The organism is Neobacillus niacini (genome assembly GCF_030817695.1).
GTDB lineage: Bacteria > Bacillota > Bacilli > Bacillales > Cytobacillaceae > Neobacillus > Neobacillus niacini_F.
The window spans coordinates 270,974-293,694 of record NZ_JAUSZQ010000003.1 but is presented as its reverse complement, the minus strand read 5'-3'; the positions used below and the strand labels follow the sequence as shown (position 1 = coordinate 293,694).

Below are 22,721 nucleotides of genomic sequence, written 5' to 3'. Positions count from 1 at the left end.
CGGTTATTAATCCAGTTCGAAGGAATTTTTCTCGTTTATCTTAAATTGGATTAAAGTAATAATGAAGATGAAAAGTCCTAATACTAACGCCATTGCAGATGCATAACCTAATTGGAAGTTACCAAATGCTTTTTGCCAAATATAAAACACTACTGATGCTGAACTATATTCAGGACCACCCGTTGGAGTCATTACGTTAATTTCAGTGAAAATCTGTGCACCGCCAATAATGTTGGTTACGATGATAAAGAATGTAACTGGCTTTACCATTGGAAGAGTGATATACCAAAATGTTTTGAAAGCGTTAGCTCCATCCAATTTTGCTGCTTCATAAAATGATTTAGGTACACTTTGAAGCGCAGCTAGGTATAGAAGCATTGTATATCCTAATCCCTTCCATACCGCCATGAGAATCAAGGCTGGTTTTACCGTAGAAGTATTTTGCAGCCAGTTTGGTCCTTCAATCCCAAAGATAGCCAAGAATTGATTGACTAATCCGTAATCCCCATTATAAGCCCATTGCCATAGGATGGAGATTGCAGCGATAGAAGAGATAACCGGAATATAGTATAGAACCCTAAATGTGTTGGTTCCAGGAATCCCGCGATTTAAAGCTAAAGCTAGTAATAACGCTAATACAATACCGATTGGAATACCAAGCATCATATAAATCGTGTTAAACATTGACTTATAGAAGTACTCGTCTTGAAATACATTTTTGAAATTCTCCAACCCAATAAAAGTCATTGATCCTAGGCCGTCCCAGTTTGTAAAGGCACCATAAATGGAATACATAAGCGGAACCATTGCGAATATGAGGAATCCTAGGACAGGTGCTGCAATAAATAAATAGGCATATCTTTGCTCTGTACGATACAGTTTGGATGTCGCTTTCATCTTCCCTCACCCTTTCAAAAACTATAATTATGACACATTTCCCTTTTTCTAAATTTCTTTTAACCAAAAAATTTAGATAAAAGGAATAAATGGTGCTAGTAGTTTTCAAGAAAACTAGCACCATTTACACTGTGTCAAAGTTCAATTTGTTGCTTATTTCTTAGCTTGTTTTTCTTGTTGGATTGCTGCATCCAGTAATTTTTGCATCTTAGGCTGTGCTTCTTTAACATATTCTTCTGCTGTCATCTTACCATCAAGAACTGGCTGGATGTTTTTGAAGAATTCATCATACCATTCAGCTGTGTAAGTTTTTTCAGCTGGGAATCCACGGCCGTAATCGTTAATAATATCTAAGAATTCTTGCTTGTTTTCAGGCTTAATTGATGTGTCCGCTGCCCATTTTTCTGCAACTGTTACACTGTTTGGTAATTGAACTTGAGCATCTACTAATGCTTGGTTACCTTCTTGGTCAGCAGATAGGTATAATGCTAACTCAGCTGCAGCTTCCGCATTCTTAGTTGTAGCTCCTACACCAATACCTAGAGATCCAATCCATGCAGCAGGTTTACCTGTTTTACCAGCAGGCCATGGAATTAAGTCATATTCAAACTTTAATTGTTCTGCATATGTTGCCATATCCCAAGGACCAACAGGGAAGAAAGCCAATTCGCCCTTCATCCATCTTTGGTACGTATCAAGTGTTTGTGCTTCTGCAATAGAAGGAGTGATTTTGTATTTATTTTGTTGATCCGCAAACCATTGTACTGCTTCAGCAAATTCAGGAGTATCAATTGTTACTTTTGTGCCAGTTTCATCAATCCAGTCTGCACCATTACTCCAAGCAATTGGCTGCAATGCCCACTGAATGTTAAATCCAGCACCAAATTGATCACTTTTTCCATCGCCATTTTTATCTTTTGTCAATTGTTGTGCTACATTAATGAATTCGTCGAAAGTATAAGGCTTATCTTTGTCAGGAAGTGGAATTCCAGCTTCTTCAAACATTGTTTTATTGTAACCTAATGCGAATGGTCCTAAGTCTTTCGGCAATCCATAAATTGCACCTTGTCCTAGAGTTTCGCCATCGAAACGATACTTAGCAACACCTTTTTCCCAAATATCTTCGATGTTTACATTTTCTGAACCTTCAACATACTCAGTAATATCTTTCAATACACCAGAGTTTACATATGCTTTAACTTGAGCTGGGTTATAGAAGAATACATCAGGAATCTTCTTACCAGCAATCGCTGCTTTTAACTTTGTATCATATTGGTCCGGAGCAACTTGTACCAAAGTCACTTTCACATCAGGATGTGTCTCTTCATAACGTTTTACAGTTGCTTCATAAGCTTTCAATTCTTGAGGCTGGCCTCTAAACATAAATGTAATAGCCGTTTTTCCATCTTTTGTTTTTCCCGTTGACTCTGAACTATTGGAACAACCAGCAAGGATGGAACCGATAATCATAATAGTAAGTAGAATCAATGAACCTAGCTTTTTTGTTGATTTCGACAAAGTAATCCCTCCAGAACTATTTTAGTTAGTAAAACAATTTCGCGAAAGTCTTTGAAAACGCAACCATAATTTAATAAAATAATAGTTGAATCGTTTTAATAGGTTTGTGTATTGTACGTACATGTTGGGCGACTACATAACAATCCCTCCTGAGTATTCTTCCGCCGTAGCCTTTTACACTTAATTAAAGGCATTATAATTACGTTTCTTGTTTCTTCGTAAAACTATGAAAGCGTATTCCCTACAGTTAAAATACTAATATACCTGTTCGTACATGTCAATCTGTTTTAAAAAAATTTTACTTATGTACGTACGTGTTTTTAAGGTATAATAGATATGTATAATAAACAAAGTAATTTTTTTTATTCTTCTGTAGTGCATTATTTTATGTTTATACGTATACGTAATAAAATTGTTTATATAGAAAGTGGTGACACAATGGCGCAAAAAACCAAATACATTATGGTGAAAGAAAAGATAACGGATTGGATCACCAGTGGGAAGGTTAAGCCTGGTGAAAAAATTTACTCGGAAAATGAACTTGTTAAAATGTTCGGTGTCAGCAGGCATACAGTTCGTCAGGCAGTCGGCGATTTAGTACATGAGGGATGGCTTTATAGGGAACAAGGAGCTGGAACCTTTTGTTCATTTAAACAGGAAGAAGTTGAGCAAACGGTTCTGCCTCCTCAAACGAATGGTAAAAATATCGGTGTAATAACAACCTATATTTCCGACTATATATTCCCGTCTATAATCAGAGGAATTGAATCCTATCTTACGGACCAGGGTTATTCGTTAACCTTTGCATGTACGGATAACGACATTGAAAAAGAAAAACAGTGCCTACAAACTATGTTAAGCAGAAATATCGATGGACTTATTGTTGAACCAACAAAAAGTAGTGTTTATAACCCTAACATTCACTACTATTTGGAACTAGAACAGCATAATATTCCATATTTAATGATTAATCAGTTTTATCCACAGTTAGCCCCTCCACATATTGTTGTTAATGATGAACACGGAGGATATATTGCAACTGAACATTTAATTAACCTCGGTCATCGCAAGATTATTGGATTATTTAAAACGGATGATCTTCAAGGAGTTAACCGTATGCAGGGCTTCATCCGCGCATTCCGGGAACACGGGATTACATTCTTCCCAGACATGGTTATCTCCTACTCAACCGAAGACATGAAAGAAAAAGTAAAGGGTCAATTAATGGACATTTTTTCATCAGATAAAAAACCCACGGCAATTGTTTGCTACAATGACCAATTAGCTCTGATGGTTGTAGATGTACTAAGAACTTTTCAAATAAGTGTTCCCGACGATGTTTCAATTGTTGGTTATGATGACTCATTTCTAGCTGAGGCCTTTGAAGTGAAACTAACATCTGTCGCCCACCCTAAAATGGATATGGGGATTGAGGCAGCGAAGAGGATCGTTTCAGCCGTAGAAGGAAGGGACAATAATCCTCAATCTGTGGTTTATGAACCTGAGTTGATAGTGAGAAGTTCTACTGCTCCTGTAAAAAGCGCAGATCTGGCTATATAAGAATAAGGTAATAGGGAATCTCTAATTTGGCTAAGGCTTTTACTACTGGAGAAGTATTTATATTTGAACAAAAACACACTCAAATGGTGTGTTTTTTGTTTCCTATGGATTGTCCTATTACAATAACTTTATTAAATGTCTTTATCTAAAATATCAATAATGGATAGAAGATGATCAATTACTGCTAAGGGTTTATGGTGGGTATCTGGCAGCCTTTTTCGGTGGTTATACCAAATTGCCTGCCAACCCGCCTCCATCGGTGCCACAACATCGTTAGGCCAGGAGTCCCCAATATATAGAATCTCACTTGGTATCAAATTAACTTTTTGTGCTACATGATGAAATAATTGTTTATTTGGTTTTGCTACTCCTACTTCATCAGAAATGAAGATGTGTTCTCTAGAAACGCAACTTGTAAGGCCAAGTGAGCTAATTTTATTAAACTGATGTTGGACTGGCCCATTTGTAATGATACCAACAAGTTTACCCTTAGCTTTTATAATGTTTATTAGTTCCGGAACCTCTTCAAATAACTGGAGGTTGTCTAAATTCAACTCATAATGGGCTTGGAAATCACTTGCCTGTTCATTTGTAATGCTCTTTTGAAAATATTCAAATGCCATTACAATTCTAGCTATCCGGAGTTCTTCTAACGACAATTCTTGATTACTATATTTTTTCCATAGCAAATCGCTGAAGTCCCTAAATTTTTTGTACAATGACTCAACATCCATTTGTTCATAAAGATCAGAAAATGAGTCATTAAACGCTTTTAAAAAAGGATGCAGGTGGTCATGTAATGTATCATCTAAGTCAAAGAAAATTGCTTTAATCGCCATTCTGTCCTCCTAAAATATAATTTTACCAATGCACTTGTACTTCTTTTTTAAAAAGTTGTATGGTATTTTAATAGTACTACTGAAAATAAAATATATGGAGAGCTAACATGAAACAATTATTCAGAATCCTAGAATTTGTAACGGCCTTTTTCCAATTAAATCTCCTATGGCTTTTATTTTGTCTTCCGGTCATTACGATTTTCCCCGCTACTGTGGCAATGTTCTGCGTGATCCGCCAGTGGGTATTACATAAAGACTATAGTGTTTTTCGGAATTTTTTCCAATACTTTAAAGAAAACTTTAAACAAAGTTTTATCTTAGGGATTATCTGGATTGGTTTTGCTGGACTATTTTTCCTTAATTTTATGTTATTGAAAAACTTTGCCTCTTTCCAATATGTACTCTTAGCTGTTTTAACTTTAATTGGATTAGTCATGCTTTTCATCACCATTTTTATTTTTCCAACCATCGCAAATTACAATGTTAATTGGACGACTGCAATCAAGAACTCCTTATTCTTCTCAATCAGGTATATACTAGTTACACTGTCTCTTATCGTCTTACTCATCTTAACAATATTTATCCTATTCACCTGGAAGATAACCTTCATGTTTATCTTCTGTGTATACGCTTATTGTAACTACCATTTATGTAATATCGTTTTTGACAGAATTCAACAACTACAACCAACTCAACAATAAAAGCAGCATAAAATGGATACCGCCAACGGCAGTATCCATTTTTATTTGTAACCTCTATCTATTTCCGGAACTGTCCGCCTGAGGTGGACAGTGTCCACGAGTGGTGACAGGCACCAAGCTAATCATTTAGGTATGCCCATGCATATTGGGCGTAGAGTTCTGCGCCTGTGGCAAGGGCGTCTTCGTCGATGTTGAATTTGCCGTGGTGATGGGCCCATTCTGTGTCTTTTTCGGGATTGCCGCTGCCGACTAGGGCGAAGCTTCCTGGTGCATAGGCCAGGTATTCACTGAAGTCTTCTCCGCCCATGGTTGGTTTTTCATTAAAGACCACATCATCCCCAAATGCTTCTGCGGCAACTTTTTGAACTAGGTTTGCACTGTATTCTTCGTTAATTACCGCTTTGGTTCCTCGAATATATTCCACCTTTGCGGTTGCACCGTAAATTGCAGCTACTTGGTCAGCGTAATGCTGGAGCTGGGTTTCAATATGGTCTCTCGTTTCAGGGTGGAAACAACGTACTGTCCCTTCGATTACGGCATTTTCTGCTATTACATTGAACCTTGTACCAACAACCATTTTACCGACTGTTAGAACAGCAGGATGTTGGGCATCAATGGTTCTGGATACAACGGTTTGTACATTCATAACAAAGGATGAAGCTACGATTGCTGCATCGATGCATGCATGCGGCATGGCTCCATGTCCGCCTCTGCCCTTGAACGTAACTTTAAATAAATCCGCTGAAGCAAAGGATGGTCCTGGTGTACAAGCCACCTTGCTAGTAGGCATCTGCGACCAGATGTGGATGCCAAAAACGTTATCCACGCCTTTCATTGCACCTTGTGCCACTAACACCTTCGCTCCTTCTGCTACTTCTTCAGCAGGCTGGAACAATAAGCGTACATTACCCGGTAATTCTTCTCTTATTTCATTTAAAGCTTTAGCCGCGATTAATAACATGGCCGTATGTGCGTCGTGTCCACAGGCATGCATTTTGCCATTTTCTTTTGAAGCATATGGCAGGTCTTGGTTCAATTCTTCTACCTGCAATGCATCCATGTCTCCACGCAGGGCCACCGTTTTACCGGGTCTTCCCCCTTGAATCTCCGCAATAACCCCAGTAGGTTCAGTCTTTCTGTATGAGATTCCTAAATCATCAAGATGCTCACAAATAAACTGAGTAGTTTTGAATTCCTCCCAGGATACTTCAGGTTCTGAATGAAGTTTTCGTCGTAATTCTGTTAGTTCCTCACTGTATGTTTGAATCGCTTCTTTAATTTTTGCATGAATCATTATTTATTCCGCCTCCGTCAACTTTTTGGCTGCTTCATATAAAACCTGAACAGCATTTGCTATGTGCCTTGAGTCGGACCATTCTTCCGGACAATGACTTAACCCATCTTTACTCGGAATAAACAACATACCTACATTCGTAAAATCGGAAAACACCATCGCGTCATGACCTGCACCGCTGTTAATCGAACACTTAGGAATACCCAGCTCACTGCTCTTTCTCTTTAACAAGGAGACAATATCCTTGTTCATCTCTTTTGGTTGTATATATAAAAGCTGCTCAACACTCACTTTAATACCTTGTTTACTATAAGAATCCGCTAAGTCTTTTACTTTTTGGATCACATTCAAAACATTTTCTTCCTTACCAGAACGGATGTCCACCGAAAATACTGTCCTATCTGGGATGACATTTGCTCCATTCGGAAATACACTTAAACTTCCAGTAGTAACGACCGTTCCTTCCCCTTCTGTTTCGGCAAGGTCAGGGAATTGCGCTATCATCTTAGCTGCAGTGACTAAAGCGTCTGCTCTACGATCCATCGGAGTGGTACCGGCATGTCCGGCCTGCCCCTTTACCGTCACTTCTAATTGAGTCAAACCAACAATCGCTTCAACAACCCCAATAGGGATATCCTTTTCTTCAAGAATCGGCCCTTGTTCAATATGCAATTCTAGGTATGCCTTCATGGTTTTTGGATCTCTCTTTTTCGGAAGCGAAGGATCGAGTCCAATCTTCTTCATGGCATCGACCGCATAGATTCCATCTTTATCTTTTAAACGATTAAAACTCTCCTCATCTAATAAACCTACGATTCCGCGTGAACCCATCAGTCCGCCGCCAAATCTTGACCCTTCTTCTTCGATAAGAGCAATCACTTCTAAAGGATATTTAGGTGTTAACTTGTTTTCAATAAAAAGCGCCGCGACTTCAAGTCCTGCGACAACTCCCGCAGGCCCATCATAGGAGCCGCCATTTGGAACGGAATCAAAATGGGAACCAATTAGAACACTGGGTGCACCCTTTAAGGTTCCTTCAAGCTTCCCAAAAATATTCCCAAAACCATCTTCTTGGACCGTCAAACCGTATTCTTCCATTTTACTTTTTATATATTGGCGAGCCTGCAAATCCTCGGGACTATATGTAAGCCGGGTAGTACCTTTACCCGGTGTAGCGGTAAAGGTACTCAATGTATCAATATGGCTTTCAATTCTAGCCTGCACCAGTTCTAAATTTGTTTCTATTTTTGTTTCCATTTACTCCAATCCCTTCTTACAAGAATCCTACAAAGATACCTGCTAGTATTACCGACACCATTGTAACGGTGATGAATCCTCCGACAAGCATAGGAGGCAGCATATTACTGGTCAGCATTTCTCTTTCTTTTTCATCTTCTGTTAAGGATTTAATGACTTCGTTTGTGATAATGTAATCGGCTGGAAATCCATATAATGCTGTCAGCGAAACAGCGAAAGCCATATCTTTGCTTACTTTTAAAATCTTTCCGGCAATAAAGGAGAAAATATACATCCCGATTACCCCTAATACAATTGTACCTACAAGAGGATAGATAATTTCAAGCATCATGCTTGGTGTCGCTTGTTTTAATCCGTCAAAGATAAACAGCATAAGCGCCAAGATGGCAAATCCGAAACCATTTGCTTTTTGTAAAACCTGCTTTTCCAGGAATCCAGCACTAGTGGCAATGACCCCGAACAATAAGCAAAGTACAAACGGGCTGATTGAAACCACTGGAGCTAATAGTGTTGAAGTTAAATAAGCTAGGTATGCGACCAATGAAAGCCTCAAAAACTTAAAGAAATCTGTATTATACTTTTCAGGCATATTCTTAAAAAGCTTTAGCTCAGGCTTAGCAACCGCTGTTGCAGCTGCAGCTTTACCTTGTGCCTCTAGCGCAAGTTTTCCACTGCGGTATTGCTGCAGAAGTCTCTTTCCTTCTTTTTTCAAAACGATAGATGTGATCGGATATCCCGCAAAGCCCTGCATAACATAAATAACGATGGCGAATACAGATAATGAAGCAAGTCCTGCTTCCTTAGCACCTTCAGACATGATTAAGGCGGACACAACTCCACCTACTAAAGGAGGAATAGCTACAACGACTGTCTGATAGCCGAAAAGGAATGTGCCAATTCCAAATAATATGGCAATGATTCCCAAAATCCCTGAGAGAGCAATTACAATCGTTTTCCACTGATTCTTCAATTCTTGAAGTGATAATAAAGTTCCCATATTGGTAATTAATAAGTACATCATCATGGTTGCAACCACAGGTGGTACTCCTGCTAATGCGACGATATCTTGCGGGAAGAATGTCCAATAGCCTAAAAGGAACAAAACAGCGCATACGAATATAGAAGGTACCCATGCCTTTGTTCGTACGGCAACTAAATCTCCAATAAATAAAATGGCCAAAAGAATAACTAAAGCTAACATCTGTGACATATAAGTCCCTTCTTTCTGGTTAGTTTTACTAAATTTTCGTTTTGCGAAAGATTTATTATTACTAGAATAATAATATAATTATACTTTTCAGTCAATTAAAATAATTGGAAATATTATCGCAAGCGTTTTCATCTTGTTTTTCATCAATCAAACTATTAATTTTCTATATTAGAAAAAAATGAAATTATTCCAAGAAAACAATATACCCCCAATCGAATGATTGAGGGTATATTGTTTGGTTTTAGTTAACGACTGGTACGAAAATTTTCTCGTACTGGTAATCTCCATCTACTTCATTTATTTTAATCACAGAAGCGTTTTCTACCGGTTTGAAATTTTTTAAATCCTCTATTGGCCAATTCATCAGGAAGGTTAGAAGCATGTGGATAAAGGCTGCATGGGTGACAATCACTATATTTTCATAGCGCTGCTGCTTCCTCACACGTTCTACTACCGTATGCATAAACATTGTCGCACGTAAGTATACATCCGCGAGGGATTCCCCATTTTGAAACCTGAAATAAAATTGCCCTGCTGCTTTGAACTCCTTCTTCTTTTCAGGAGGACGATCTGTAAAATCATATAGATTTCCCAGCTCCCACTCTCTTATTAAGGGATTCTCGTAAAATGGAACTCCTTCTGGCAGTAAAGAATGAATTGCCTTAGCGGTTTGTATTGTTCTCAGATAAGGTGAACTGTACAGAACCGTCTTTGGAGTGACAATCGTTTTGAAAAATTCAGCTGTTACCTGGGCTTGTTTATGCCCCAGTTCCGTTAAACTATGCTGTGAATCATGGGTATGCGCCATCACTGTTTTATCCACATTATGTTCTGCTTCACCGTGGCGGATGAGATAAATATTCAACCAATTCCAACCCCTTTTACTAGTCTATTACTTCTATTCTACTTCAGCCTGCTGCCCCATCACCTAGTAAACGTTCGACAACATTTTTACAACCATAAAAAACACCACAGCTCCTAGAACTGTGGCAGATATAAACCACTTTTACAAATTATTAAGGAATGTACGTATGACGTCTGCTCCGCCAATAAAGGTTCCAAACGAACCTCCGATGTTGGTAAGAATAATGACGAGCAAGACCCTTGTGAATTTATTACGCCAAAAGCCCTTTAGAGAGAAAACATCTTCTGATAATGTTTCAAAGTCAGCAACACTTGGACGTTTGAAATAAGCTTGTACAATCCCCGAAACCCAGCCTGCTGCCAATAATGGATGTAAGGTAGTAATAGGTGCGGCCAAAAAGGCTGATAAAATAGCCAGAGGGTGTCCCATAGCAGCAGCAGCACCAATTGCCGCTGTGATTCCCGTCCAAAGTATCCAGCTAATTGCTTGATCCATACCAGCGGCCGGATTAAGAAAAAAGGTAAACGCAATTAGAGCAACAATAAGCACTGGGATGGCCCAGCCGATAATTTGCGGTGTTCTTGATTTTGGCTTTGTTTTAGTGAGAGCCTCTAAATCCTGATCTTTGTGAATTTCTTTTGTAATTCCTGGGACGTGTGCTGCACCTAAAACCGCAACCACCTTCTTACCAGGTGCTTCTTTAATTTTTTGAGCTAAGTATTGGTCTCGTTCATCAATCAAAGGCTTCTTTAATCGAGGAAACGCTTCCGAAATCTCAGCTAGCGAGGCATTTAATGTATCCTGCGTTTTCATTTTCTCAAGTTCTTCTTCAGAAATAGACTCTTTATTGAAAATGCTATAGAAAATAGAGGTTAGCAGCTGTCCTTTACCCCAAAAGCTAACATTACTCCAAATTCGCGAAAAAGTAATTTGGATATTACGGTCGGCTAAAACGAGCTCAGCCCCTATTTCTTTTGCTGATTCAATCCCTTGGATCATTTCCTGTCCAGGCTTTGTATCAAACTGCTTGGCTAGTCGGTTTTGGAACGAAGAAATGGCAAGATTCATCAAGAGAAGTGTAGCCTTCTTTTCTTTGATCACCTTAAAGATATCCGTTTCTCTCCATTTGCTGCCTTCCATAATCGACTTGTAGCGTTGGTCATCCAATTCAATACAAACAGAATCCGGACGTTCTCGGTCAATAACCTCTTTAACCTGTTCTACGCTTTGTTTGGAAACATGAGCGGTACCAATTAATATAATTTCTTTGCCGTCCAAATCAATTCGGGTTATATTTTCTTCTGTCATAATCTACTTCCTTCATAAAAAAAGTCTCTATCCCTATAATGAAGGACAACCAACAGAATTTCAACAGAAAGAATAGTGACAAACAGGCTTAAAAATAAATTCCGCCCTCCAGAAAAACTATCTGAGTGTCCGAATGATTTTGATTGGATATATTTTGCTATTCTTCTTCAGCTTTCCTATCTACTTCACTTATCGGTATGCCGCCTGCTTTTATTCCCATCGATTCTCGAATCTTTATTAAGTCAGCAATTTGTGAACCATTTAATTCATTCGCCTTTTTCAAAATATTATTAGAGTACATAAGGATAGTAGCGTAATGTTCAAGCGATTCCATTCGGAAGTATGCCTCCATCAGATCTCTTCCCCATGTCAGGGCCCCGTGGTTGGCCAAAAGGACAGCATTGTGTGTCTTGCAATATGGAGCAATGGAATCAGGAACTTCTAGTGTTCCAGGTAAAGCATAAGGCGCTACTGGTACATTACCTAACAACACAATAGCCTCTGGCAAAACTGGTTTATCAAGAGGAATCCCAGCTATTGCAAACGAAGTTGCAACCGGAGGATGTGCATGAACGACAGCATTGACTTCTGGATTTTCATTGTAAACCCTAAGGTGCATTTTTACCTCAGATGAAGGTTTCATATTACCGGAAAGAACCTTACCAGATAGGTCCACTTTCACCATCATTTCTGGTCTCATATAGCCTTTACTTACTCCTGTAGGTGTTGTCCAAATTGCATTAGGGCTCACTTTTACCGAGATATTTCCATCATTGGCCGCTACATAATTTCTGTTATATACTCTTCTTCCAATTTCGCATATCATTTCTCTTGCTTCGAGATCGGAATAGTATTGTTTGTTATCCTGCATATGTATTGAACTCCTTTTTCAACAGAGATTTTTCAATTTTAATCATCCATTAACAATATTCTTATTTTATGGTTGTGCAGTCAATTTGTTAGTAACTTTTTCTGTTTTTTATGATAAACTTTAAATTTTTAAAAACAAAAAGAAAAGAAAAAACCGACCCTATTAATGAGCCGGATTTCTTAAGCTTGCTTTAATTCTAACCTTCGTGCAACTAGTGACAAAGCATAATTAACGATAAAATACATCAATGCTACAATTACGAAAACAGGTATTACATACGATCCCTTTTGTGCGTAAATAATTTGTCCGTTGTGCAATAAATCGGGTAACGCGATGACGACGGCTAATGATGTATCTTTAAGTAAAGAAATAAATTGACTGACAATAGGAGGAACCATTCTTCTCAGAGCTTGGGGCATGATAATAAAGCGTAATGTCTGGATGTAGTTCAGGCCAGACGCACGTCCTGCTTCAATCTGTCCTTTTTCGATCGAGTTTAAACCGCTTCGGATAATTTCTGACAGCATGGCTGATTCAAAAACCGTCAATGCTGCGATGGCCGCAGTCGTTATTTCCATTTCAATACCAATTTCGGGCAATGCAAAATAGGTGAAGAAAATGATTAGCAGCAAAGGAAGGTTACGAATCGTCTCGACAATCACGGCTAGTAATTGAGAAACAACGGGAATCCGTGCATATCTGAGAGTTCCGATAAGACCTCCAATAATGAAGCTGAGCACGATTGAAATTGCAGCAACCTTAAGAGTTACCCCAAATCCTTCCAGCAAAAATTTAAAATGTTCAGGTGTATATACTTCAATGAACGGTGCTAGAAAATCCATCTTGCGCACCTCCTTAATTACTTCTTGCCAAGCGTTTTTCTAAATATCCTACGCCAAGACTTAAAGGAATAGTTAAAATTAAATAAAATAAGGCAACAAAAACATAGGTATCAAAGGTTACGTACGTTTTTGCAGATATTAAATCCCCCTGATACATTAAATCCCCTCCTGCCACAACTGCTAACAAGGATGAATTTTTAACTAAATTGATAAATTGGTTGCCAAGGGGAGGTATGACGATCTTAATAGCCTGAGGGAGTATAACCATTCTCATTGCCTGACCGTAAGTTAATCCTGTCGAGCGGGCAGCTTCCATTTGCCCTCTTGGTACAGACATAATTCCGGCACGGATGGCTTCGGCAATGAAAGCGGCTGTATAGATGGTCAACCCGATTGTCCCTGCAGTCATCCCGCCAAAGTTACCAGCCAAATAAGCGAAAAACACGATAACCAGAACTGGTATATTACGAATAAATTCAACATATGCCGTCCCCAACCAGTTAAGGGGTTTAAACGGGGCAATACGCATAACAGCAAGAAGTGTTCCCAAAATAAAACTTCCTAATAAAGCTATTAAACTAGCAATGACGGTTATTTTTAATCCTTCTAAAAATGAATCCATATTAGTTGTTAATATCGAGAAATCCAGCAAACGATCTCCTCCTAAATAATCAGGATGAGCCGTCCGAAAAGATTGCATACGGATTAGCCCATCCTGATGAGAAACCTGGTATTATTAATTAATTTTTAATCCATTTATCCTTAATCTCATCGTACTTTCCTGAATCCTTCAGGCTTTTTAAGGCTTTATTCAACTCATCCACAAGCTCTTTATTTCCTTTTTTAACAGCAATTCCGTAGGGCTCTTCTGTAAACGTTCCTCCGACCAATTCAAATGACGGATCTTCTTCTGCCATACCATAAAGGATGGAATCATCTGTAGTCAGGGCATCACCCTTACCTGCCTTGAGTGCTGTAAAGGCTTCAGCATAGTTTTCGAATTCAAGTACAGTTGTTTCAGGCGCTTTCTCACGAATATTTATTGAAGAAGTAGAGCCTTTTACAGCAAGTACATTTGTGCCTTTTTTCAAGTCTTCAATGCTCTGAATCTTACTGCCTTTTTTCACAAGCAATGATTGCCCAGCATCAAAATAAACATCCGTAAAATCAACTTCTTTTTTGCGTTCTTCCGTGATCGTCATCGTAGCGACAACTGCATCAACCTTACCATTATTTAAGAGACCTACCCTCGTTTTCGAAGTAACCTCAACGAACTCAGGCTTAACATCCTTGCCAAACATTTCTACTGCCAACGCTTTTGAAAGATCGATATCGAACCCTTCCACTTCACCTGTCGATGGGTTTTTTAATCCAAACAAACGCGTGTCATGTTTTACGCCAAATACAATTTTTTTGTCTTCCTTGATCTGGGCTAGTACATCCTTGCTGCTATCAGTAGAGGCCTTGTCCCCGCCGCAACCGGCAAGAAATAAGGCAGCTAGTATTGTTACTAATGCCATTTTTACGAATTTTTTTGTTTTGAACATTCCATTTTCCCCCTTGGTTAATGATTTAATATACGGCTGAGAAATAAGCGAGCCCGTTCTTCACGTGGATTCTCATAAAATTCAGCCGGAACTGCTTCTTCTAAAATTCTTCCTGCATCCATAAATACAATTCGGTCGGCAACCTCCCTGGCAAAGCCCATTTCGTGAGTTACTACGACCATTGTCATGCCTTCCCTGGCTAAGGTTTTCATTACATCCAAAACCTCCCCGATCATTTCGGGATCAAGTGCAGAGGTGGGTTCATCGAAAAGCATAATTTCTGGTTTCATTGCAAGGCCTCGGGCAATTGCTACACGCTGCTGCTGGCCTCCGGATAGCTGAGAAGGATAAGATTCAGCCTTATCCAATATCCCTACCTTTTCAAGATAATGTCGGGCTGTTTCCTTAGCTTCTTTTTCGGATTGGCCCAATGCTTTCATAGGAGCAAGAGTGATATTTTCAAGCACGGTTTTGTGGGGATATAAATAAAAGTGCTGAAAAACCATTCCAATATTGCGCCTTAGCTTATTGATATCTGTTTTTTTATCCCCTACAGATATCCCATTTACGGTGAGTGTCCCGTCAGAGATTGTTTCCAGGTGATTGATACAACGCAACAGAGTACTTTTCCCTGAACCGGATGGACCTATTACGACAACTACTTCACCTTGATTGATTGTGAGATTAATATCTTTTAAGACTTGAAAATCTCCATAAAACTTATTTACCTGATTAAATACAATCATGCTTGACCTCCTGACTACAAAACCTATCAAATATCGAGTTTCTACTTTTAAAAATTTTCAGAATTAAGTAAATTATAGTCATGTTTTGTCAAAAATGTCAAATCGTGACAAATTACCTGTTTTTTTATAGGCTTTTAATACTATCTAGTAAAGTGGAATCAAAAAGAAACCTCGCCAAGATTGTGGCGAGGTTTTGCATTTTTAATATACCCATTACTATGTCAAACCGAATGTCAATTCGGCTTTTAAATTTTTTAATGGCACTTCAAAATTTATCAGTTAGACTCAGTTAAACGTATTATTTTTTAAACATTTTTGGAAGACTTTCGGTATATGGTGCGTATGCAATTCCATTTTCCGTGACAATCCCCGTGATTAATGAATGATCGGTAACATCAAAGGCTGGATTATAAGTCTGAACACCCTCCGGTGCCATCGATTGCTCATACCATTTCGTTGTGATTTCCTCAGAAGGGCGCAATTCGATATGAATGTCATCCCCTGTTTTACATTCTAAATCAATTGTAGATAACGGTGCACAAACATAAAAAGGAATATTGTAGTGCTTTGCGAGTATCGCAACGCCAGATGTTCCTATTTTATTCGCTGAATCGCCATTTGCAGCGACACGGTCACAGCCGACTAGCACGGCTTGAATTTTGCCTTCCTTCATTACAATGGAAGCCATATTATCACAAATTAACGTAACATCCACTCCTGCCTGCTGCAGCTCCCAAGCCGTTAAGCGGGCACCTTGGAGCAATGGTCTTGTTTCATCCGCGTAGACGTTAAAGTTATAACCTTTTTCCTGACCTAAATAAATCGGTGCTAATGCCGTGCCATATTTGGCTGTTGCGATTGTTCCCGCATTACAATGGGTTAGGATTCCCCAGCCTGGCTCCAGCAAGGATAATGCATGCTCTCCAATCGCTTCGCAGATTTTTTCATCCTCCGCACGGATGTTTTCAGATTCCTCTTTCAGTGCTGCCTTCACTTTCGCCACACTTTTCCCTGCTTCTTGTTTAAATCGTTCTTCCATCCGTTTTAATGCCCAGAACAGGTTTACAGCCGTTGGCCGTGAAGTGGCTAAGTAATCCTTCACCTTTGTAAAGTCCGCAAAAAGCGCTTCATAGGTTTCTGCAGTCGATTTCTTTGTTCCTAAATAGGCGCCATATGCTGCAGCAATCCCGATTGCTGGTGCCCCGCGGACTTTTAGTTGATAAATCGCTTCCCATATATCTTCCATTTCCTTCAATTCTAAGAATTTTGTTTCGTTTGGTAAAAGTGTTTGATCTAATAATACTAATGTATCATTCTCATCATCTAGTCTCACAGATTGTATAACCGTAACTGGATTTTGCATGACGTTTAAGCCCCTTTCACAGATGAAAGTTCAGCAGATTGAATCACATTGATAAAATCTGCTCCAGTTTTGATGGATTGACGACTTAAAATAAATGTTTTTCCAGCGGTTAAACAAATTTTTTCTGCCCGGATTCTTGCTTCACGCTCCTGAATGGAGGTGATATCCTTCACCTTCGCCAGCCCGATGATTCTTCGTAAAAGTTCAAGTCCCGCTACAGCTGCTGTATCTCTTAATATCGTATCTAAATAATATTCCTTAAATCCTTCATAGCGTGCAACTCGTTCAGTCGCTTTTTCATCCCAAGTTTTGTTGAATTTAACCGTAAATAAATTTATAACATCTTTAATCGTGGTGATAAGGTAATTTATATAGTCATCCCGGGTTTCCTTATCTTCGATGGTAAACTTACCATTTGCATATGCAAAGATAAGATTAGCAATCACATTCCCGATATCATAGCCGGCAGGTCCATAAAAAGCGAATTCAGGATCTATTACCTTGGTAGAATCTTTTTTTATAAAAATAGATCCAGTATGAAGGTCGCCATGCAGCAGCGACTGAGCATTCGTCATAAACTCGAATTTTAATTTAGCACTCTCAAGTACTAATTTTTTATCATTCCAGATGACTTCTTTTACAAATTCCTTTGACCCCTCAAACACTTCATTACGAGGGCAATCATAAAAAGGTTCTGTGTAAACCAAATCCTCTGTTATTTCACAAAGCTCTGGGTTAATGAATTGTTTAACGAGTTCTTTTTTTTCCTTGTGTTCCACGACAACATCTGAGGTTAATAATAAGGTATTGACTAGAAAAGTAGTAATATGGTCAGCAAAAAGCGGAAACTTCTTATGTTTCAATAATGCTGTTCTCATAATCTCATGATTTGATAAATCATCCATTACCGTGCAATTCATTATCGGGTCATAATTGTATACTTTCGGTACAAAACCAGGTGCTAGTTTATATTGGAGTCCGAGAATTTCACTTTCAATTCGATTGCGGTCTGGTGAAAGTTTAAATTCATCAGAGATTCGTGCCACTGGTCCCGCTTGTTTGATAATGATAGATTGATGGTTTTTTATGTTAACTATTTTAAAAACATAGTTTAAGTTACCATCGCCAATTTCTTTACACGTCAACTCCGCATCTTCTGGAAAAAGATTGATTGCTTTTGCATATTCCATTGCGTCTTGTTCCGTCATGGTGAAATAATCAACTGTGAAATCCTTCATTACAAAACCCCTCCAATTTATTTCTTTTTATAGTATGTTTATGTTTTTATTTGAAAATAAAACTAGGCGAAATAAAAAAACAGCATATTCCCTAATCATTCATAGGGATTATGCTGCTTTTTATTATATTAATTTAATACTTTTTCCTGTTTTTATAGATTGATAACAAGCTTCAATGACACGCATATTTTGAATGGCGTTTTCGCCTGTATAAGAAGGTTCGCCATCCTCCAAGATTACTTGCGAAATATGCTCAACCTCAGCTCGATAAATATCAGCAACTATTTTTTCTTCTCTTGTTACTCCCTCTTTTAGAACTATAACAAGTCCTTCTCCCCCTTGATTATCTGGGCGGAACGCTCTTGGAACCTTTATCTGACCCTCGGTTCCAATCACTTCATACTCTGCTCTAAAAACCATATCAAAGCTGCAATCAAAATGAGCATGAACACCATTTTCCAATTGCATATAACCGAAGGCGGATGTATCTACTTGATAATCTGAATCTATATTAGCATGAACGTGGACTTCTACTGGCTCTGCACCAACTATATTCCGTATGGCATGAATGGCATAACAGCCAACATCATAGAGACTGCCTCCGCCTTTATTTGGGTCCGTTTTTATATTGCCTTCTGGCTGGGCAAGCAAAAATGAAAAGCTAGCCCGCATGAATTTAACTTCACCAATCTCGCCACTTTTGATGATTTCTCTTACCCGTTCATGCTGGGGATGAAATTGATACATAAAGGCTTCCATAAATTTAACATTTTTCTCACGGCAAAACTCAACCATTTCTTTCGTTTCGTCCGCTGTTAAAGAAGCTGGCTTTTCACATAGAATATGCTTTCCATGTTTGGCCGCTTCTAGCGTCCACTTTTTATGTAAATGATTTGGCAGCGGGATATAGACTGCGTCTATCTCTGGATCTTGCAGCATTTCTTCATAATTACTGTATGACTTAGCTATATTAAATTGCGCTGCTGCCTCTTCAGCTTTTCCACTGCTTGAGGCAATTCCTGCGACCACAGCATTTTGCGCACGTTCAAATGCTGGGATTAATGATTTTTGAGCTATTTTTGCGGTGCTTAAAATTCCCCATCTAACTTTTTCCATCTTGTTTACCTCCCATGTGCAAAAGGCACCCTAAAAGGTGCCTCTTGCAACTTATCATTAGACTACTTTAGGCCCGAATAAACGTAACGCTTTAAACTTTTCATTTGTTTGATTTTTTATCAAAAAACTAGAAACATTTGCAGGTACAAAGAATTGCTCACCCTTATTAACAACCTGACTTTCTCCATCCTTTATGATTGTAGCATTACCCGATAGGATATATAACCCTGAGAACACTCCATTATCATTGATTTTCAATTCATTGTCCACTTCAACAAGTGACATCCGAAAATAAGGGGTGTTATTGTATCCAATCAATTCAGTTTCTTTATTGTCCTTTGTTTCATTCACTACAAAAGGAGCTACTTGCCATTTATTCAAGGTCTCCTCCCTAGTGAAATTTTCATACTTAAAACAATCGAACATTTTTTTAAATCCAATACCTTGATGACACATAAAATCATCTATTTTAAACCCAGACGGTGAAGTCTTCTCGATACGAATGGTATAATCAGTAGGCTCTTGAATTTCCACCAACAAACATCCTGATCCAATTGCATGTGGAGTACCGCCTTCTATTAAAAAGGTATCTCCAGTATTAACATAGAACTTATGCATACAATCTAGCATCCCTTGAATGTCTTGTTCATAGAATAATCTTTCCCACTGTTCTCTTGTTACACCTGGCTTAAACCCAAGGTAGACATAAGGCGGTTCACCATCAATTTCTCTTCCGCCTAAGATGTGCCAGCATTCCGTTTTCCCATAACTTGAATGAAATAATTCCTGAGCTTTTTCCCTGTCTGGGTGCACCTGAACAGTTAATCGCTCAGCTGAATCAATAATTTTTACTAATACGCCGGTTTGGTTGCCAAACTTCTCAAAATGGCGTTTTCCTAAAAATTTCTCAGGACTTCTGTCGATTAGTTTTTTCAAGGCCATATCTGTATCAGGGATATCTACTTTACTTAAACCTTCATCTACTATATGTTCTCGGCCAATATTTCGGGCGGATACAATCGACATAATCCATTCTTCAGGAAAATGATTATCCTCAGGCTGATTTGACCCATGGAGTTCGTCTATTAATTTCCCACCCAAATAGGTACGCCATGCTCGAGCTGAAGTTAACTTTATAGGCATTGATCCATCCAACTTTATTGTATTTACGTCCAACATAATCGAATCCCTTCTATTAGACTAAACTCCAGAATTCGCCATAACTCCTCCCTCAACAGGAGGGTTATTCCAGTAACGAATCCTGGATATTCCTCGTCAACTAGCCATAATAATGCACCTAACAACTCTTTCGGTTCTCTTTCTTCATTCCTCCATTTACGAAATACACCAAAACCCAATCGTTTCAACTACTAACTTTTAAAATAATCGGGATGTTTAGCCTTAATTACTCCCATATGAATAACAGCTTTTGTTAAGTGCTCTTTCACCAATTTTTCAGCTAGACAAGCATCTCTATTTTTCAAGGCTGTATACAAACCCTCATGTTCCCTCAATACTTCTTCCCAGTCGGTGGTTGTGGTTAGTGATAACCACAAGATTCTAACTCTTTTAAACTGAGAATTTATTTGTTCAATGGCCTGCCATGTTCTTTCTTTCCCCAGGCTTTTAAAAATAATCTCATGAAAGGCGTCATCGAGTGTGAAGAATTCTCGAAAATTCCCCTCTTTAATAATTAATTTTTGTTTATTAATACTTATCTCTAATTCTAACAACGTACTCTCTGTTATTTTTTCAGCGGCCTCTTTTATAGCAGCAATTTCTAACGTTTCTCTCATTGAACGTGATTCTTCCACTAATTCTGGATTGATTAATGATACAAAAGTTCCTATTTGTGGAACAATCTCAACCAGGTCTTGTTTTGCTAATTGAATCATTGCCTCTCTAACTGGTGTCCGGCTTACATTAAGCTGCTTTGCTATTTCATTTTCTGATAGAGCACATCCCGGCTGCAGGTTTAGACTTAATATATTTTGATATAAATAGGAATAAACATAGTGTCTCCTTGAACCCATCTCATTCCTTTGCATTGCCTTTACATTCATGCTTTTACACCTCTTAAAACAAGAATTAGTCTGAATCCCTGCCTTTTTAGTTAAATATATAATCAATTTAAGCATTTTAAGGTAAAAAAAAAAGCAAAGGGCCACCACTTATAGTACTCCCTGAGGACAAAGACATAACTGATGCCCTCAGGATAGCAACTATAGGTAGATTTCACCCAACTGCTAGAATCTTGTTATTCACCAAATACCATATCCGGTACAAATAAGATTAAATCAGGGAAGAATACCATAATTGCTACTACCAGCATAGTCGCAAAATAGAATGGTATTGCCTCTTTAACCGTATCTTGCGGTGAACATCCCATTATCTGAGAAACCGTAAATAATGAAACGCCCATTGGAGGTGTTATGATCCCAAAGGTTGTTACAGTCATCATAACAAGTCCAAAATGAACGGGATCAATTCCTACACTAGTAACAATCGGAACAAAAATTGGTGTAAGGAGTAACGTAATAACCGTTGTCTCTACAAACATTCCAGCTATAATTAATGTAAGGATAATGATACCAAATAACATGTATTGATTGTCTGTAATCCCTGTAATAATAGCAGACAGACCGCTTGTGACGTTATCATATACAATCCCGTAGCCAAATACTCCGGAGACTGAAATGATAAGCATTATCGCACCAATATCAATAGCACTTTCTTGAACCGTCTCTAAGAATGTCTTCCAAGTTAGTTCTTTATACACAACCACACCTATGAAAATTGCATATACGGCCGCAAATGCTCCTGACTCAGATGGTGTAAATATTCCATATCGAATTCCGACAATCAGAATAATAGGGAAAATCAATGCCCAAATTCCGTCTTTTACTGCAAGTAGAACTTCTTTAATGCCAGGCGGCTTTTTCCTCTCCGGCAAGTAATTATTCTTTCTACTCGTGTAAGATACGGCGATCATTAGAATAATCATCATCATAATCCCCGGCACAATTCCCGCCGCGAAAAGTCTTCCAATCGAAACCTCACCGATTGATCCATAAATAATTAGACCCATACTTGGAGGTATCGTTGCTGTAATAAGAGATGAGACACCGTTTATTGCTGCACCATAGGCAGGCTTATATCCTCTTTTTACCATATCAGGTCCCAAAATCCTTGACTGCATTGCTGCGTCTGCAACCGCGGATCCTGAAACTCCACCCATTAACGTACTAAGCACAACACTCACTTGTGCAAGATTTCCGTACATGTGACCCGTTAGCACGTTGGCTAATGTTATTAACCTTTTAGTAATACCGGTACTGTTCATTAAATGCCCTGCAAAAATAAACAAAGGAATCGCAAGCATTGTAAATGATTGAGAGGTCGTCAAGGTTCGCTGTACCGCAATTGAAAGCGGTACGTCTGGTGTTGTCAGGAAAAAGACTAAACCTGATATTCCGATAGCGAAAGCTACTGGCATTCCAAAAAACAAGAAAAATAAAAATACTCCTAAGACTAGTAACATACGCTCCC

Annotated in this window: 22 protein-coding genes; 2 read left to right on the top strand and 20 right to left on the bottom strand. The window is 38.6% G+C overall.

All coding sequences use genetic code 11. The features are described 5' to 3' along the window. Positions 1–6 precede the first annotated feature (6 nt). Positions 7–897, bottom strand: a complete 891-nt coding sequence (locus QFZ28_RS24935) for a carbohydrate ABC transporter permease (protein WP_307197329.1) — start codon at positions 895–897, stop codon at positions 7–9. A gap of 153 nt (positions 898–1,050) precedes the next feature. Continuing rightward, positions 1,051–2,367: an ABC transporter substrate-binding protein gene (locus QFZ28_RS24930; RefSeq protein ID WP_307197761.1), complete on the bottom strand. Its 1,317-nt coding sequence runs from the start codon at positions 2,365–2,367 to the stop codon at positions 1,051–1,053. 486 nt (positions 2,368–2,853) lie between these two features. Between QFZ28_RS24930 and QFZ28_RS24925 the strand changes: the two genes are divergently transcribed. Then, positions 2,854–3,975 (top strand): GntR family transcriptional regulator, encoded by a 1,122-nt coding sequence (locus tag QFZ28_RS24925; RefSeq protein ID WP_307197760.1) that lies wholly within the window; start codon positions 2,854–2,856, stop codon positions 3,973–3,975. Positions 3,976–4,106: 131 nt separating this feature from the next. On the opposite strand, the gene QFZ28_RS24920 is transcribed toward QFZ28_RS24925, so the two are convergent. Beyond that, positions 4,107–4,814: an HAD family hydrolase gene (locus tag QFZ28_RS24920; RefSeq protein ID WP_307197328.1), complete on the bottom strand. Its 708-nt coding sequence runs from the start codon at positions 4,812–4,814 to the stop codon at positions 4,107–4,109. A gap of 107 nt (positions 4,815–4,921) precedes the next feature. Here QFZ28_RS24920 and QFZ28_RS24915 point away from each other — a divergent pair, with 107 nt between their 5' ends. Beyond that, positions 4,922–5,515, top strand: a complete 594-nt coding sequence (locus QFZ28_RS24915) for a YesL family protein (protein ID WP_307197327.1) — start codon at positions 4,922–4,924, stop codon at positions 5,513–5,515. A gap of 118 nt (positions 5,516–5,633) precedes the next feature. On the opposite strand, the gene QFZ28_RS24910 is transcribed toward QFZ28_RS24915, so the two are convergent. From QFZ28_RS24910 to QFZ28_RS24830, 17 genes are all read right to left on the bottom strand, one after another. Next, entirely contained in the window at positions 5,634–6,809 is a 1,176-nt protein-coding gene (locus QFZ28_RS24910; RefSeq protein ID WP_307197326.1) for an amidohydrolase, read from the bottom strand. Between the two features lie 3 nt (positions 6,810–6,812). Further along, a complete protein-coding gene (locus tag QFZ28_RS24905; protein WP_307197759.1) occupies positions 6,813–8,054 on the bottom strand; it encodes a Zn-dependent hydrolase in 1,242 nt (413 codons plus the stop codon). A 28-nt stretch (positions 8,055–8,082) separates the two neighbouring features. Beyond that, positions 8,083–9,276 (bottom strand): hypothetical protein, encoded by a 1,194-nt coding sequence (locus tag QFZ28_RS24900; protein WP_307197325.1) that lies wholly within the window; start codon positions 9,274–9,276, stop codon positions 8,083–8,085. Positions 9,277–9,517: 241 nt separating this feature from the next. After that, the gene (locus QFZ28_RS24895) at positions 9,518–10,141 is read right to left on the bottom strand and encodes a histidine phosphatase family protein (RefSeq protein WP_307197324.1); all 624 of its coding nucleotides are present in this window, start codon (positions 10,139–10,141) and stop codon (positions 9,518–9,520) included. 141 nt (positions 10,142–10,282) lie between these two features. Next, positions 10,283–11,449 (bottom strand): TraB/GumN family protein, encoded by a 1,167-nt coding sequence (locus QFZ28_RS24890; RefSeq protein WP_307197323.1) that lies wholly within the window; start codon positions 11,447–11,449, stop codon positions 10,283–10,285. A gap of 157 nt (positions 11,450–11,606) precedes the next feature. Continuing rightward, entirely contained in the window at positions 11,607–12,320 is a 714-nt protein-coding gene (locus QFZ28_RS24885; protein WP_307197322.1) for a class II aldolase/adducin family protein, read from the bottom strand. A gap of 179 nt (positions 12,321–12,499) precedes the next feature. Next, positions 12,500–13,162, bottom strand: a complete 663-nt coding sequence (locus QFZ28_RS24880) for an amino acid ABC transporter permease (protein ID WP_045514849.1) — start codon at positions 13,160–13,162, stop codon at positions 12,500–12,502. 13 nt (positions 13,163–13,175) lie between these two features. After that, positions 13,176–13,814 carry an amino acid ABC transporter permease gene (locus QFZ28_RS24875; protein WP_307197758.1) on the bottom strand — a complete coding sequence of 213 codons (639 nt, stop codon included), beginning with the start codon at positions 13,812–13,814 and terminating at the stop codon, positions 13,176–13,178. An 88-nt stretch (positions 13,815–13,902) separates the two neighbouring features. Next, on the bottom strand, positions 13,903–14,709 hold the full coding sequence (locus QFZ28_RS24870) for a transporter substrate-binding domain-containing protein (protein WP_307197321.1): 807 nt from the start codon (positions 14,707–14,709) through the stop codon (positions 13,903–13,905). Positions 14,710–14,726: 17 nt separating this feature from the next. Further along, on the bottom strand, positions 14,727–15,455 hold the full coding sequence (locus tag QFZ28_RS24865; protein ID WP_133371458.1) for an amino acid ABC transporter ATP-binding protein: 729 nt from the start codon (positions 15,453–15,455) through the stop codon (positions 14,727–14,729). Positions 15,456–15,753: 298 nt separating this feature from the next. Continuing rightward, entirely contained in the window at positions 15,754–16,818 is a 1,065-nt protein-coding gene (gene mtnA / locus QFZ28_RS24860) for an S-methyl-5-thioribose-1-phosphate isomerase (protein WP_307197320.1), read from the bottom strand. A 5-nt stretch (positions 16,819–16,823) separates the two neighbouring features. After that, positions 16,824–18,056 (bottom strand): S-methyl-5-thioribose kinase, encoded by a 1,233-nt coding sequence (gene mtnK, locus QFZ28_RS24855; protein ID WP_307197319.1) that lies wholly within the window; start codon positions 18,054–18,056, stop codon positions 16,824–16,826. A 123-nt stretch (positions 18,057–18,179) separates the two neighbouring features. Further along, positions 18,180–19,172, bottom strand: coding sequence for a Gfo/Idh/MocA family protein (locus QFZ28_RS24850; protein ID WP_307197318.1), 993 nt, complete (start codon positions 19,170–19,172; stop codon positions 18,180–18,182). Positions 19,173–19,229: 57 nt separating this feature from the next. After that, positions 19,230–20,351 carry a type I phosphomannose isomerase catalytic subunit gene (locus QFZ28_RS24845; protein WP_307197317.1) on the bottom strand — a complete coding sequence of 374 codons (1,122 nt, stop codon included), beginning with the start codon at positions 20,349–20,351 and terminating at the stop codon, positions 19,230–19,232. Next, positions 20,339–20,539, bottom strand: a complete 201-nt coding sequence (locus QFZ28_RS29895; RefSeq protein WP_373428159.1) for a hypothetical protein — start codon at positions 20,537–20,539, stop codon at positions 20,339–20,341. Before QFZ28_RS29895 ends, QFZ28_RS24845 begins: the two co-directional genes overlap by 13 nt. 3 nt (positions 20,540–20,542) lie before the next feature. Continuing rightward, positions 20,543–21,235: a GntR family transcriptional regulator gene (locus tag QFZ28_RS24835; RefSeq protein WP_307197316.1), complete on the bottom strand. Its 693-nt coding sequence runs from the start codon at positions 21,233–21,235 to the stop codon at positions 20,543–20,545. A 194-nt stretch (positions 21,236–21,429) separates the two neighbouring features. Then, entirely contained in the window at positions 21,430–22,713 is a 1,284-nt protein-coding gene (locus tag QFZ28_RS24830) for a TRAP transporter large permease (RefSeq protein WP_307197315.1), read from the bottom strand. Positions 22,714–22,721: the final 8 nt, after the last annotated feature.

What these genes read in the sequence shown, in the direction of transcription:
- QFZ28_RS24865 (WP_133371458.1), bottom strand. Translation starts at nt 15,455, where the DNA reads ATGATTGTATTTAATCAGGTAAATAAGTTTTATGGAGATTTTCAAGTC.
- QFZ28_RS24880 (WP_045514849.1), bottom strand. Translation starts at nt 13,162, where the DNA reads ATGGATTTTCTAGCACCGTTCATTGAAGTATATACACCTGAACATTTT.
- mtnA (WP_307197320.1), bottom strand. Translation starts at nt 16,818, where the DNA reads ATGCAAAATCCAGTTACGGTTATACAATCTGTGAGACTAGATGATGAG.
- QFZ28_RS24870 (WP_307197321.1), bottom strand. Translation starts at nt 14,709, where the DNA reads ATGTTCAAAACAAAAAAATTCGTAAAAATGGCATTAGTAACAATACTA.
- QFZ28_RS24910 (WP_307197326.1), bottom strand. Translation starts at nt 6,809, where the DNA reads ATGATTCATGCAAAAATTAAAGAAGCGATTCAAACATACAGTGAGGAA.
- QFZ28_RS24915 (WP_307197327.1), top strand. Translation starts at nt 4,922, where the DNA reads ATGAAACAATTATTCAGAATCCTAGAATTTGTAACGGCCTTTTTCCAA.
- QFZ28_RS24830 (WP_307197315.1), bottom strand. Translation starts at nt 22,713, where the DNA reads ATGTTACTAGTCTTAGGAGTATTTTTATTTTTCTTGTTTTTTGGAATG.
- mtnK (WP_307197319.1), bottom strand. Translation starts at nt 18,056, where the DNA reads ATGAAGGATTTCACAGTTGATTATTTCACCATGACGGAACAAGACGCA.
- QFZ28_RS24925 (WP_307197760.1), top strand. Translation starts at nt 2,854, where the DNA reads ATGGCGCAAAAAACCAAATACATTATGGTGAAAGAAAAGATAACGGAT.
- QFZ28_RS24935 (WP_307197329.1), bottom strand. Translation starts at nt 897, where the DNA reads ATGAAAGCGACATCCAAACTGTATCGTACAGAGCAAAGATATGCCTAT.
- QFZ28_RS24900 (WP_307197325.1), bottom strand. Translation starts at nt 9,276, where the DNA reads ATGTCACAGATGTTAGCTTTAGTTATTCTTTTGGCCATTTTATTTATT.
- QFZ28_RS24885 (WP_307197322.1), bottom strand. Translation starts at nt 12,320, where the DNA reads ATGCAGGATAACAAACAATACTATTCCGATCTCGAAGCAAGAGAAATG.
- QFZ28_RS24845 (WP_307197317.1), bottom strand. Translation starts at nt 20,351, where the DNA reads ATGTTGGACGTAAATACAATAAAGTTGGATGGATCAATGCCTATAAAG.
- QFZ28_RS24890 (WP_307197323.1), bottom strand. Translation starts at nt 11,449, where the DNA reads ATGACAGAAGAAAATATAACCCGAATTGATTTGGACGGCAAAGAAATT.
- QFZ28_RS24930 (WP_307197761.1), bottom strand. Translation starts at nt 2,367, where the DNA reads ATGATTATCGGTTCCATCCTTGCTGGTTGTTCCAATAGTTCAGAGTCA.
- QFZ28_RS24920 (WP_307197328.1), bottom strand. Translation starts at nt 4,814, where the DNA reads ATGGCGATTAAAGCAATTTTCTTTGACTTAGATGATACATTACATGAC.
- QFZ28_RS24850 (WP_307197318.1), bottom strand. Translation starts at nt 19,172, where the DNA reads ATGGAAAAAGTTAGATGGGGAATTTTAAGCACCGCAAAAATAGCTCAA.
- QFZ28_RS24835 (WP_307197316.1), bottom strand. Translation starts at nt 21,235, where the DNA reads ATGAATGTAAAGGCAATGCAAAGGAATGAGATGGGTTCAAGGAGACAC.